This window comes from uncultured Sphingomonas sp. (genome assembly GCF_964244265.1).
Classification (GTDB): domain Bacteria; phylum Pseudomonadota; class Alphaproteobacteria; order Sphingomonadales; family Sphingomonadaceae; genus Sphingomonas.
Window position 1 is genome coordinate 1 of sequence record NZ_CAXTHV010000050.1, and the last position, 11,730, is coordinate 11,730.

The 11,730-nt window shown below is 67.9% G+C and carries 11 protein-coding genes and 1 pseudogene; 4 read left to right on the forward strand and 8 right to left on the reverse strand.

The genetic code is table 11. The features are described from left to right. From ACFE7K_RS15010 to ACFE7K_RS15030, 5 genes are all read right to left on the reverse strand, one after another. On the reverse strand, positions 1-581 hold a 581-nt coding region (locus ACFE7K_RS15010; protein WP_375399006.1), incomplete at its 3' end, for a DEAD/DEAH box helicase family protein. A gap of 110 nt (positions 582-691) precedes the next feature. After that, positions 692-871, reverse strand: a complete 180-nt coding sequence (locus ACFE7K_RS15015) for a hypothetical protein (protein WP_375399007.1) — start codon at positions 869-871, stop codon at positions 692-694. A 24-nt stretch (positions 872-895) separates the two neighbouring features. Beyond that, positions 896-1,117 carry a hypothetical protein gene (locus ACFE7K_RS15020; protein ID WP_375399008.1) on the reverse strand — a complete coding sequence of 74 codons (222 nt, stop codon included), beginning with the start codon at positions 1,115-1,117 and terminating at the stop codon, positions 896-898. A gap of 112 nt (positions 1,118-1,229) precedes the next feature. Further along, a complete protein-coding gene (locus ACFE7K_RS15025) occupies positions 1,230-1,658 on the reverse strand; it encodes a hypothetical protein (protein WP_375399009.1) in 429 nt (142 codons plus the stop codon). 1 nt (position 1,659) lies between these two features. Continuing rightward, positions 1,660-2,490, reverse strand: coding sequence for a DNA/RNA non-specific endonuclease (locus ACFE7K_RS15030; RefSeq protein ID WP_375399010.1), 831 nt, complete (start codon positions 2,488-2,490; stop codon positions 1,660-1,662). Between the two features lie 121 nt (positions 2,491-2,611). Between ACFE7K_RS15030 and alr the strand changes: the two genes are divergently transcribed. The 3 genes from alr to ACFE7K_RS15045 all read left to right on the forward strand — a co-directional run bounded on the left by alr (position 2,612) and on the right by ACFE7K_RS15045 (position 6,816). Continuing rightward, positions 2,612-3,643, forward strand: coding sequence for an alanine racemase (gene alr, locus ACFE7K_RS15035; RefSeq protein WP_375399011.1), 1,032 nt, complete (start codon positions 2,612-2,614; stop codon positions 3,641-3,643). A gap of 59 nt (positions 3,644-3,702) precedes the next feature. Beyond that, positions 3,703-5,556, forward strand: a complete 1,854-nt coding sequence (locus ACFE7K_RS15040) for a gamma-glutamyltransferase family protein (RefSeq protein ID WP_375399012.1) — start codon at positions 3,703-3,705, stop codon at positions 5,554-5,556. Positions 5,557-5,829: 273 nt separating this feature from the next. Next, the gene (locus tag ACFE7K_RS15045) at positions 5,830-6,816 is read left to right on the forward strand and encodes an acetamidase/formamidase family protein (protein WP_375399013.1); all 987 of its coding nucleotides are present in this window, start codon (positions 5,830-5,832) and stop codon (positions 6,814-6,816) included. Here ACFE7K_RS15045 and ACFE7K_RS15050 read toward each other — a convergent pair. Then, a complete protein-coding gene (locus ACFE7K_RS15050) occupies positions 6,803-8,740 on the reverse strand; it encodes a CocE/NonD family hydrolase (protein ID WP_375399014.1) in 1,938 nt (645 codons plus the stop codon). The two genes, ACFE7K_RS15045 and ACFE7K_RS15050, sit on opposite strands and share 14 nt — an antisense overlap. A 72-nt stretch (positions 8,741-8,812) precedes the next feature. On the opposite strand from ACFE7K_RS15050, the gene ACFE7K_RS15055 reads away from it, so the two are divergent. Beyond that, positions 8,813-10,423, forward strand: a complete 1,611-nt coding sequence (locus ACFE7K_RS15055) for an alkaline phosphatase D family protein (protein WP_375399015.1) — start codon at positions 8,813-8,815, stop codon at positions 10,421-10,423. 127 nt (positions 10,424-10,550) lie between these two features. Here the strand turns inward: ACFE7K_RS15055 and ACFE7K_RS15060 are convergent, their stop codons facing one another. Both ACFE7K_RS15060 and ACFE7K_RS15065 read right to left on the reverse strand, forming a co-directional pair. Continuing rightward, positions 10,551-11,258: an NTP transferase domain-containing protein gene (locus ACFE7K_RS15060; RefSeq protein ID WP_375399016.1), complete on the reverse strand. Its 708-nt coding sequence runs from the start codon at positions 11,256-11,258 to the stop codon at positions 10,551-10,553. A 1-nt stretch (position 11,259) separates the two neighbouring features. Next, a pseudogene (locus ACFE7K_RS15065) lies at positions 11,260-11,730 on the reverse strand (inositol-3-phosphate synthase); the annotation flags it as partial.

Here is an 11,730-nt window from a genome sequence, read left to right on the forward strand (position 1 = left end):
CCCTTCTTGAGGTCGAAGATCATCGCCGAATAGGTCTCGACCGAGCCGATGCCGTAGAGACACGAGACCGACGCGACGATGATGACGTCGTCGCGCTCCAGCAGCGAGCGGGTGGCCGAATGACGCATCCGGTCGATGCCCTCGTTCACCGAGCTTTCCTTCTCGATGTAGGTATCGGATCGGGGGACGTAGGCCTCGGGCTGGTAATAGTCGTAATAGCTGACGAAATATTCGACCGCATTCTCGGGGAAGAACGACTTGAACTCGCCGTAGAGCTGGGCGGCAAGGATCTTGTTGGGTGCGAGGATCAGCGCCGGACGCTGCAAGGCCTCGATGACCTTTGCCATCGTGAAGGTCTTGCCCGAGCCGGTAACGCCGAGCAGCACCTGGTCCTTGTCGCCCGCCAGCGCGCTCGCCACCAGCTCGGCGATCGCCGTCGGCTGGTCGCCCGAGGGGGTATATTCGCTGACGAGCTTGAACGCCTTGCCGCCCTCGACCTTCTCCGGCCGCTGCGGGCGGTGAGGGACGAAGGCCGGCCCGGTCTCCGGCTCGGCGAGGCTGGTGCGGATCTGGATGGCCATTGCTAGCAATATGGGGAGCAAGGCCGCGACCCGCAACGAAGCGGGAACGCGATCGCACTGATTTCGGGAGGCGGGTGGGGTGGGCTGATAACGGCGGCGCGTGGCCGGCGTCAGGCCGGCGGCTCCAGCGTCAATTCACGGAGCGAAAGGGGCGGGTAGACGACCTGCTTGTTTCCGAAACGAGCGCGCAGGACGTGTTCGCGGCGGCCGTGGCCATCCTCGTCCGGCTCTTCCAAGTCGTTGAAATCGAACTCCGCGGCGAACTTGCCGTGATCGATCGTGTATTGCATCGATGTCCAGCGCTTGTCGGCCGGCTACAAGCACCAGGCGTCCATCAAAAGGTCGGAAAGCGCCATAGTGATGGGATCGATGTATCGAAGCGTAGCTCCCTCGTCCTTGAACAGGCTTGGTCCTACCCACCCATCACCTATCTCGACATAAAGGAAGATGTTAGTTTGTCCGCCGGCTAAACGCGCTGCCTCCCGGCCAATGTCTGCGTAAGCAGGGCCGAGCAGATCGAACTTGTCCGTAATCATCTCACTTCCCCTTCGGCGCGTTTTTAAGCGTCTGGCGCTTTTCGCGTTCGTATTAGTACGAAGACGCACACCTTCGGCCGACGGACGGGCAACTGTTAGGGAGGGCTCGCGGTTACGGTTTCGGCCGAAGCTCCATCGAGCCGGCCGGCATGGGGGGGTAGATCACGGGCTTGTCGCCATAACGGGCGTGCAGGACGCGTTCGCGGCGATCATCGGTGCTTTCGTCGGACCCTTCCAGATCATCAAACTCGAATTGCGCGTCGAATTTACCACCCTCGATCGTGTAATGCATCGCCGTCCAGCGCTTATCGGTGGGTTCGATGCACCAAGCGTCAATCAACAATCGCCAAATGTCGGAAGTGCCAATATCGATATAGCGAACTGCGTTGCCCTCATCCTTGAACAGGCTGGGCCCGACCCAGCCCTCGCCGATTTCAACGTAGAGATACACGGCATCGGGCTTGCCCCCGACAATCGCCATTGCCTCTTCGCCGACCTTGGCAAGTGCGGGGCCAAGCAGATCATATTTGTCAGTGGTCATGTCACTTCCGGTCCGACTCGTTGAGGAAGATTTTAAACTGCGAGTGGCCGTCGGTCGTCCAACGGACGCCGACCGAGTGCGGTCGCTTCGATCCACCCGTATATGACGCGGAAATGACGACCGACACATGCTTCCCTGCATGAAGATCCTTTGCCCACTCGTCTTCGAGCGCGCGATACCTGCCGCGATTGAAGTTGGCGTTTTGCGCGAAGAGATTGAAGGCGTCGCTTGGACCGTTGAAGCGGGCGGCGATGAAATGGCCGCCGTCGTCAGTATTGCGGCGGTCAGTGCCGCCAGCCTGACGCTGATTGTCCTTCGAACGTGGCGCAGTCGGGGCAAGCGATAACTCTCCCATAGCTTGATGAGTCCGGTGCGATGCATCGAGAGCAAAAACATAGCCGTTCTTTTCGACATGAGTCGACGGCCCCGGCGATGCGCCATGGACCGTGACTGCCGGTGCAGCCCTCTTCAGTAACGGCTTTGCAACCAACTTTTGATGTGCGACCGGTTTCGCTGGTGTCGGATCAGGCGAGCGATAGGTTCCGGTTGCACCACCGCCGCCGCCCGTTCCTCCGCCGCCGCCGTTAAAGCCGCCGCGCCAACTGCCGTCGTTCTTTTTCTGCTGTGGCACCCTCGGCGGCCGCGTCATGCCGGCGCTGCCCGCCGCTCCACCAGGCCCGAAGGTGAACTGGCCGTTAGCGGGATCGTGGTAGGGATTGAACTTCACTTCGATCGTCGGATCGGCACCCTGCTCCGGCAGCCAGAACCCCGTTCTCATCCAATGCGAGAACGCGGATACGCGAGTTTTAGGATGAAACTGATTCGTCGACATTTGATCGCCCCCGCTTCCGACCAATACATCGAAACCAGAACAAAGCAAGAACAATTCGAGTCGCGATAGGGTCTTTCCTGTCAGACTGGCCTCCGGACCCGGCACCGCGTAGCGAGCGGCGATGACCGTCGCGCCGCTTCGCCTTCGCCTCGACGCAGAGGCGCTCGCCGATAACTGGCGCGCGCTCGACCGGCTCAGCGGGGCCGCGCAATGCGGCGCGGCGGTGAAGGCCGATGGCTATGGCCTCGGCGCGGCGCAGGTCGTCGCGCGGCTCGCCACGGCGGGGTGCCGGCAATTCTATGTCGCGACCTGGGCGGAGGCGGCGGACCTGCCGCCCTTCGGCCTGCCCGTGTCGGTGCTCCACGGCGTGCGCGAGGAGGATATGGCCGCCGCGCTCGCCGGCCCCGCCCGGCCGGTGCTCAGCACCGCGACGCAGGTCGCGCGCTGGAAGGCGGCGGGCGGCGGCCCGTGCGACGTGATGGTCGACACCGGCATGAACCGGCTCGGCGTCGCGCCCGACGAAGTGCGCGAGGGGCTGCTCGACGGCCTGACGATCGACACGCTGATGAGCCACCTCGCCTGCGCCGACGAGGATGCGGCCATGAACCGCCGCCAGCGCGACCTGTTCGCAGCGGTGGCGGGCGCGGTGACGGCAACGCGGCGGAGCCTCGCCAATTCGGCGGGCGTGGCCCTCGGGAGTGATTACCGGTTCGACCTGACCCGCCCGGGGCTGGCGCTGTACGGCGGCGTCCCCCGCGCCGAGCTGGCGGGCGTGATCCGCCCGGTGGTGCGCCCGGCGGCGCAGGTCCTCCAGCGCCGACGGGTGAGGGCGGGGGAGACGGTCGGCTACAACGCCACCTGGACCGCGCCCGCCGACACCGAGGTCGCGATCCTCAACATCGGCTATGCCGACGGTTATTTTCGCGGCTTTTCCGATCGGGGGCAGGCCTGGGCCGGTGACGCGCGGCTGCCGGTGATCGGCCGGGTGTCGATGGACCTCGTCGCGGTCGACGTCTCCGCCGCGCCGGAACTGACCGAAGGCGAGGGCGTCGCGATCGACCTCGATCTGCCCGCCGCCGCCGCGGCATCGGGCATGTCGCAATACGAGCTGCTGACGTCGCTCGGACAGCGCTACGACCGGGTATGGATTTAGCGGTTGCCGCTTCCCTCCCGACCGGCGACACTCGCGCCGTCCAACCGGGAGCACCCGCCTTGCGCCGTCGCACCTTCCTCGCCTCGATCCCCGCCGCCGCGCTCGCCGCGCCTGTCCTGGCGCGGAACGGCCCGGGGCAGGGCGGCGCGCAGGGCGGCGCACCACCCCAGCCCGACGCCGTCCCCAGGCGCTGGGCCGATGGCGACGCCCGCTTCGTCCGCCCCGACGTCCACGCCGGCGACCGTCCCTTCGGCGCGAGCTTCGCCTCGCGCACCGCCGCTTATGGCCTGAACGGCGCGGCGGGCACGGCGCATCCGATCGCGACGCAGGTCGGCATCGAGACGCTCAAGCGCGGCGGCTCGGCGGTCGATGCCGCGATCGCGATCAACGCCTGCCTCGGCTTCCTCGAACCGACGTCGAGCGGCATCGGCGGCGATTGCTTCGTGATGCTGTGGGACCCGAAGCTCGGCAAGGTCGTCGGCCTCGCCGGCTCGGGCGGCAGCCCGCGCGCGCTGACGCTGGAGACCGCGCGCGCCCGCGCCAGGAACGGTGCGCTGCCGCCGCTCGGCGCGGTCAGCGTCAGCGTGCCCGGCGCGGTCGACGCGTGGTGGATGCTCCACCGGCGCTACGGCAGGCTGCCCTGGGCCGACGTGCTGGCCCCCGCCATCGCGCTCGCCGAGAACGGCGCGCCGGTGCCGGACATCATCGCGCGCTACATCCGCGGCAACCTCGCCGGCTTCCAGCGGCCGGGCGCGGGCGTCGAGGAGACCGTCAACGCGATACGCACCTATGGCCTCGCCGACGGCAAGGGGCCGCTGCCGGGCCAGGTGTTCCGCAACTCCGATCTCGCGCGCACCTATCGCCTGATCGCCACGGGCGGACGCGACGCCTTCTACGCCGGCCCGATCGCCGATACGATCGAGCGCTATTTCAAGCGCATCGGCGGCTGGATGACGCGCGCCGATCTGGCCGCGCACCACGGCGAATGGGTCGAGCCTTATGCCACCGACTATCGTGGCGTCACCGTCCACGCGCTCGGCGCGAACACGCAGGGCATCGCGACGCTCCAGATGCTCAACATGATGGAGCGGTTCGATCTGGCGGGAGAGGGGTTCCAGTCGCCGCGCGGCATCCATTGGAGCGTCGAGGCGAAGCGGCTGGCGTACGAGGACCGCGGCCGCTTCTACGCCGACCCGCATTTCGGCAAGGTGCCGGTCGAATGGCTGATCTCCAAGGACTATGCCGCCAAGCGCGCCGGATTGATCCGCGCCGATCGCATCCTGACACCCGTCTATCCCGGCCAGGCGCCGGCGAAGGGCGACACCACCTATTTCACCGCCGCCGACAGCAGCGGCATGATGGTATCGATGATCCAGTCCAACTTTCGTGGCATGGGCTCCGGGCTGGTCGCCGACGGGCTCGGCTTCATGTTCCAGGATCGCGGCCAGCTCTTTTCGTTGGAGGACGGCCACCCCAACATCTTCGCGCCCGGCAAGCGGCCGTTCCAGACGATCATTCCCGGCTTCGCCACGAAGGGCGGCCAGCCGTGGATGAGCTTCGGCGTGATGGGCGGCGACATGCAGCCGCAAGGCCAGGCGCAGATCGTCACCAACCGCGTCGACTTCGGGCTGGAGGTGCAGGCGGCGGGGGACTCGCCGCGCTGGCATCACGAAGGCTCGTCGCAGTCGATGGGCGAGGATGCGCCCGGCATGGGTCCGACCGGGCTGCTCCGGCTGGAAAGCGGCGTCCCCGCCGCGACGCGTCAGGCGCTGGCCGACCTCGGCTGGACGATCGGCGCGCCCGACGGCGGTTTCGGCCGCTACGAATGTATCGAGCACCGGCTCGACGGCCGGGACCGCGTCTACGCTGCCGCCAGCGAAATGCGCGCCGACGGCTGCGCGCTGGCGTATTGACCCCCGTCATGCCGGCCTCGTGCCGGCATCCACCGGAGGCCGGAGGTTGCCGCTGTGCTGTTGAGCGGCTCGCCCGGGACCGGGGTGGATGCCGGCACAAGGCCGGCATGACGAAGCGAAAGGCTGTCCTACAAACCGGGAACCTGTCACATTGTCTGCATGACATACCAGCCCACTCGCAAGACTCGCGGACATCCTCAACTTCCTCAACTTGTCAATTCCTCTCGCGCACGCACGCGAGAGGGCGCGACTTTTGTGACTTTTGCCGCGGCCTTGCTCCTCGCGACCCCCGCCGCCGCCGAGCGTTACGAGCTCAAGGCGACGCCGCAGACCGTCGCCTGGGGCCATTACGACGCGACCGACAGGCCCGTCCTGACGATCAGGTCCGGGGACACCGTCGTCATGCACACGCTTCTGACCAACAGCCCGACCGGGCTCGAGCGCGCCGGCGTCGCCCCCGCGGACGTCGAGCCGGAGCTGCGCGCCGTCTATGACGGCGTCCCCGCCGGCGCGCGCGGCCCCGGCGGTCACATCCTCACCGGCCCGATCGCGATCGAGGGCGCGATGCCCGGCGACACGCTCGAGGTTCGCATCCTCAAGATCGACCTCGCCATCCCCTATGCGTACAACGCCTTCCGCTACGGCGCGGGCTTCCTGACCGACGACTTCCCCTATGCCCGCGTGAAGATCGTGCCGCTCGACCGCAGCGCGATGATCGCGAAGTTCGGTCCCGGCGTCGCCGTCCCGCTCCACCCCTTCTTCGGCAGCATGGGCGTCGCCCCGCCGCCCTCGTTCGGCCGCTACGATTCGGCGCCGCCCACGATCAACGGCGGCAACATGGACGACAAGGCGCTGGTCGCCGGGACGATCCTATACCTGCCCGTCCACGCGCCGGGCGCATTGTTTCAGGCGGGCGACGGCCACGCCGCGCAGGGCAATGGTGAGGTCGACATCACCGCGCTCGAAACCTCACTCGTCGGCACCTTCCAGTTCGTCCTGCACAAGGGGCAGGCGACGTCCTATCCCCGCGCGGAGACGCCGACGGCGTATATCGCGATGGGCTTCGACGACGACCTGTCCAACGCCACCCGCAAGGGGCTACGCAACGCGGTCGACTTCCTCGTCGCCGCCAAGGGCATGACCCGCGACGACGCCTATATGCTCCTCAGCGTCGGCGGCGACGTCGAGATCACCGAGCTGGTCGACCGCAACAAGGGCGTCCACGTCGTCATCCCCAAGGCGCTGTTCACGGCGCGCTGACCATCGGCAGCAGCACCGAGCTGGCCGTCGCCCCGCCGCGCAGCAGCGTCACCGTCTGCGCCTTGTAGTCCGCCGGCTTGGCGAAGAAGATGTTGGGCACATAGGTCTGCGGGTTGCGGTCGTAGAGCGGGAACAAGGTCGACTGGACCTGCACCATGATCCGGTGGCCCGGCTGGAAGACGTGGTTCACCGCCGGCAGCCGGAACCTATATTCCTGCGCCTGCCCCGCCGGGATGGGGGAGGGCCGGGCGGCGTCCTTGCGGTAGCGGCCGCGGAAGATGTCGAGGCTGACCGCGAGCTGATAGCCGCCCATCTTCGGGTCGGTCGCGTTCTCGGTCGGATAGACGTCGATCACCTTGACGACGAAGTCGCCGTCGGTCCCCGTCGTCTTCGCCCACAGGTCGGCGATCGGCGGCCCCGACACGCGCACCGCTTTGGTCAGCACCGGCGTCTGGTAGCTCAGCACGTCGGACCGTCCGTCGGCGAAGCGCTGGTCCTGCACGAGCCAGTCGCCCCAGCGCCCGTCGCCGAAATTGACCGGGCGTGGCAGGTGCGGGACCGGCTTGGCCGGGTCCGACACATAGCTGTCGCCGCCGGTGGCCGCCTTGGCAAAGGCCAGCCCGCCGCCTGCCTGAAGATAGATCGGCGTCAGCCCCGCCTTGCAACCCTCCTCGCAGGCCAGCGGCCAGTCGGCGAAGCGGTCCCAATGGTTCTCGGCGGTGTTGTAGATCGCCGCCGCCGGCAGCGCTACCGGCGGGCCGTCCTTCAGATACTGATTGAACAGCGGCAGCACCATCTCCTCGCGGAATTGCGCGGCGGTGTCGCCGTTCCACTGGAACGGGCCGAGGCTTCGCCCCTCGCGGTTGATCTGGCTGTGCCGCCACGGGCCCATGACGAGGAAGTTGTTGCCGAGCTTGCCTTTGGCCTTGAGCGCTTCCCACGAGTGGATCGCGCCCCACATATCCTCCTGGTCCCACAAGCCCTGCTCCCAGAGCGTCGGCACGTTGGAGGGATTGGCCTGCAACAGGCGAACGAGATCCTGGCCCTGCCAGAAGTCGTCATAGGCCGGGTGCTTCGACATCCGGTTCCAATAAGGGAGCTGGTCGTAGCCGGACTTCTGCGCCCAGGCCCCCGCCGAACCGATGTCGCGGAAATTGTCGTAATCGTCCCAGCCGCCGGTCGAGGGCGCCTTGCCCTCGCCCTTGTAGCCGGTCTGGCCGCCGAGCCAGGCGATGTTGGCGAGGCGGAACGCGCCATAGTGGAACCAGTCGTCGCCCATCCAGCCGTCGATCATCGGGCTTTCCGGCGCGGCGACCTTGAGCGCCGGGTGCGGCTTCAGCAGCGCCATGACGACGGTGAAGCCTTCGTAGGACGAGCCGATCATTCCGACCTTGCCGTTCGACTCGGGCAGATTGGCCTTGTTCACCAGCCAGTCGATCATGTCATAGGCGTCGGTGACGTGGTCGACCTTGGTCGCGTTGAGCGGGCCGATCACCGGCCGGGTGACGACGTAATCGCCCTCCGACCCGTATTTGCCGCGCACGTCCTGATAGACGCGGATGTAGCCTGCCTTCACGAAGATTTCGTCGGCGAGCGGCAGCGTCGCGAGCATCGACGGGCTGTCGGCGCGGCTCGCCCGCGCCTTGGCATTGTAGGGAGTGCGGGTGAGGACAATCGGCGCGTTCACCGCGCCCTTGGGGACGACGATGACGGTGTAGAGCTTCGTCCCATCGCGCATCGGCAGCATGACGACGCGCTTGTCGTAATCGCGTTCCCCCACCGGCGGCGTGAACTTGTCGGGCACGTCGCCCGCCGCCTCGGCACGGACCGCCGCATCCTTGGGCGCCGGCGTCACCTGCGCCGTGGCGAGAGAGGCGACCAGCGCGGTGCTCGCGGCCAGACCGAACCAAAGGCGCATCGTCATTCTCCCGTCATGCGAAGCGCCTTGTTGCGGGTGGCGGGGCCCACGTAAAGGCCGATGACAGGGGAGAGGGCCATGACCATCGATCGCCGTTCGTTGCTGGGGCTGATCGGCGCGGGCGTCGCGCTCCCCGCCGAGGCTGCCGCGCCGCCGCCGGCACCCGCCATCGCGTTCGCGCACGGCGTGGCGAGCGGCGATCCGTCGTCACGCGGTGCTGTATTGTGGACCCGGGTCACGCCGGCGGCCGCGCGTCATGCCGCGCCGGTGCCGGTGAGCTGGCACGTAGCGGATGGCGACCGTATGGTCGCGACCGGCCAGGCCCAGGCCCGCCCGAGTCGCGACTGGACGGTCAAGGTCGAGCCCCGCACGCTCAGGCCCGGCCGCGACTACCGCTATTGGTTCGAGGCCGGCGGCCGGCGCTCGCCCGAAGGCCGCTTCCGCACGCTGCCGGTCGGCGCCACGGCAGACGTCGTGTTCGCGGTAGTAAGTTGCGCGCTCTACACCGGCGGCTTCTTCAACGCCTATCGCGCCATCGCCGCGCTGCCCCGCGTCGACGCGGTCGTCCACCTCGGCGACTATATCTACGAATACGGCATGGACGGCTATGGCGGCTCGATCGGCAAGAAGATCGGGCGACTCGTCGACCCGCCGCACGAGATCGTGACGCTCGCCGACTATCGCCGCCGCCATGCCTGCTACAAAGCGGACGCGGACCTCCAGGCCTGTCACGCCCGCGCCGCGATGATCGCGGTGTGGGACGATCACGAGACCGCCAACGACAGCTGGACCGGCGGCGCGGAAAACCACCAGCCGGCGAGCGAGGGAAGCTGGGCGGCACGCAAGGCGGCGGCGATGCAGGCCTATTTCGAATGGATGCCGATCCGCGATCCCGTGCTGGGCAGGCCATGGGAAGCGATCAACCGAAGCTTCCAGTTCGGCGACCTCGCCACGCTGGCGATGGTCGAGACCCGGCTGCTGGCGCGCAGCGAGCAGACCGAGATTGGGACCAAGGTCGACGCCGCGTTCCTGGCCGCCGCGCTCAAGACGCGGGCGGATCCGCGCCGCGAGATGCTGGGCGAGGCGCAGCGCCGCTGGCTGGAGGGCGAGCTTGCCGCCTCGGTCGGGGCGGGGCGGCCGTGGCAGGTGCTGGGCAATCAGGTGGTGATGGCGCGGGTGCGGGGCGTGGTCGTCGATCCCGCCAGGGTCGCCCCGGTCTATCGGCCCAATGTCGAGGCCGCGCAGGCGAGCTACGCGGCGGGGCTGCCGTTCGGGCTGGATAGCTGGGACGGCTACCCGGCCGCGCGCGAACGGCTCTATGCCAGCTTTCGTCGTGCGAGCTCGCGACCGTTGGTGCTGTCGGGGGACAGCCATGCCTTCTGGGCCAACCAACTGGCGGATGCGGGCGGCGTGCCCGTGGCGGCGGAGCTGGGGGCGACGGCGATCACCAGCCTCTCGATCGGCGACGTCATGCCCGACGTGCCGGTCGGGCAGATGCTGGCGGATGCGAACGACGAGGTGCTGTTCTGCGATCAGCGTGCGAAGGGGTATGTCCTGCTGACGCTGACGCCCAACGTCGCACGGGCGGCGTATCGCGCGGTGTCGACGGTGATGGCGCGGGAGTTCACGGAGCGGACGGTGGCGATGTTCGAGGTAGAGGCTGGGGATACGACGTTGCTGCGGGTATAGCCTCCTCTCCTCTTCAGAGGAGAAGAGAGAGAGAGACGAACCGAAGGCTCGGCGAAGAGGTGAGGAGGACGCTGTCAGGCTAGCAGGCTCTCCTCCCCCGACCCCTCCTCTGAAGAGGAGGGGAGATTTACGCCGCCACCCTCCTCGCCAGCCAGGTTTCCGCGCTGGCGAGCGCTGGAGCGTCGTCGACGTCGATCCAGTCGAGGTCCGAACAATCCACCACCCGCGCCCGGCCCTTCGCCGCTAGGATGCGCACGCCCTCCGTCAGCGACGGGTCCTTCAATGCCGCCAGCGCCGCGAACAGCGCCGGGCCGACAGCGAAGACGCCGGTGTCGTGCGCGTCGTACGCCGCCATGCCCTTGCCGAGCGCGACGATGCGGTCGCCCTCGGTCAAGACGCGCGTGACGTCCTCGGGATCGACCCAGGGATGGTCGAGCCGCCGGTCGATGCCCAACGTCAGGCCGTCACCCGCGCCGGCCGCGGCGACGCGGGCGTAGAGGGTGGGCTCGACCAGATGGTCGCACATCGCCAGCAGCGCCTGCTCGTTGCCGACCGCCGCAGCTGCGGCGCGGGCGGAGACGCCATTGGGCAGGCGGTGGTCGGTCGTGACCGTCTCGACCGCCAGCGGCCAGCGCCGCGACGCCAGGTAGCGCTCGATCGTCGCGCGTTCGTAGCCGACGACTACCACCGCGCGCCGAATCCCCGCCGTCGCGAGGCCGGTAAGCGCATGGTCGATCAAGGGTCGCCCGGCGACCGGGCACAGCGGCTTGATCGGTGCCGAGCCGCGCAGCCGGCTGCCCTCGCCCGCGGCGAGCAGGACGGCGGTGTGGATCATCTCACGCGGCTTCGTGGATGAACTGCTCGACCGCCTCATAGGCCAGGTCGTCGGTCATCTGCGTGCGCGGGTGCTTGCAGAAATAAGCGCTGGCGGGATCGATCACGCCGTGGATGCCGCGGTCGCGCGCGATCTTGGCACAGCGGATCATGTCGATCGCGACGCCCGCCGAGTTGGGCGAATCCTCGACCGACAGGCGCAGTTCGAGATTCATCGGCACGCCGCCGAACATCGAGCCCTCCATGCGCAGGAAGCAGACCTTGTTGTCGTTCTGCCACGGCACATAGTCCGACGGGCCGATATGGACGTTCTCGTCCTCCAGCCGTTCGGCGGCGACGGATTGAACCGCTTCCGTCTTGCTGATCTTCTTCGACGCCAGCCGGCGGTGGTTCGACATGTTGAGGAAGTCGGTGTTGCCGCCGGTGTTGAGCTGGTAGGTGCGGTCGAGCTTGACGCCGCGCTTGGCGAACAG

What these genes read in the sequence shown, in the direction of transcription:
- ACFE7K_RS15050 (WP_375399014.1), bottom strand. Translation starts at nt 8,740, where the DNA reads ATGACGATGCGCCTTTGGTTCGGTCTGGCCGCGAGCACCGCGCTGGTC.
- ACFE7K_RS15030 (WP_375399010.1), bottom strand. Translation starts at nt 2,490, where the DNA reads ATGTCGACGAATCAGTTTCATCCTAAAACTCGCGTATCCGCGTTCTCG.
- alr (WP_375399011.1), top strand. Translation starts at nt 2,612, where the DNA reads ATGACCGTCGCGCCGCTTCGCCTTCGCCTCGACGCAGAGGCGCTCGCC.
- ACFE7K_RS15015 (WP_375399007.1), bottom strand. Translation starts at nt 871, where the DNA reads ATGCAATACACGATCGATCACGGCAAGTTCGCCGCGGAGTTCGATTTC.
- ACFE7K_RS15060 (WP_375399016.1), bottom strand. Translation starts at nt 11,258, where the DNA reads ATGATCCACACCGCCGTCCTGCTCGCCGCGGGCGAGGGCAGCCGGCTG.
- ACFE7K_RS15055 (WP_375399015.1), top strand. Translation starts at nt 8,813, where the DNA reads ATGACCATCGATCGCCGTTCGTTGCTGGGGCTGATCGGCGCGGGCGTC.
- ACFE7K_RS15020 (WP_375399008.1), bottom strand. Translation starts at nt 1,117, where the DNA reads ATGATTACGGACAAGTTCGATCTGCTCGGCCCTGCTTACGCAGACATT.
- ACFE7K_RS15025 (WP_375399009.1), bottom strand. Translation starts at nt 1,658, where the DNA reads ATGACCACTGACAAATATGATCTGCTTGGCCCCGCACTTGCCAAGGTC.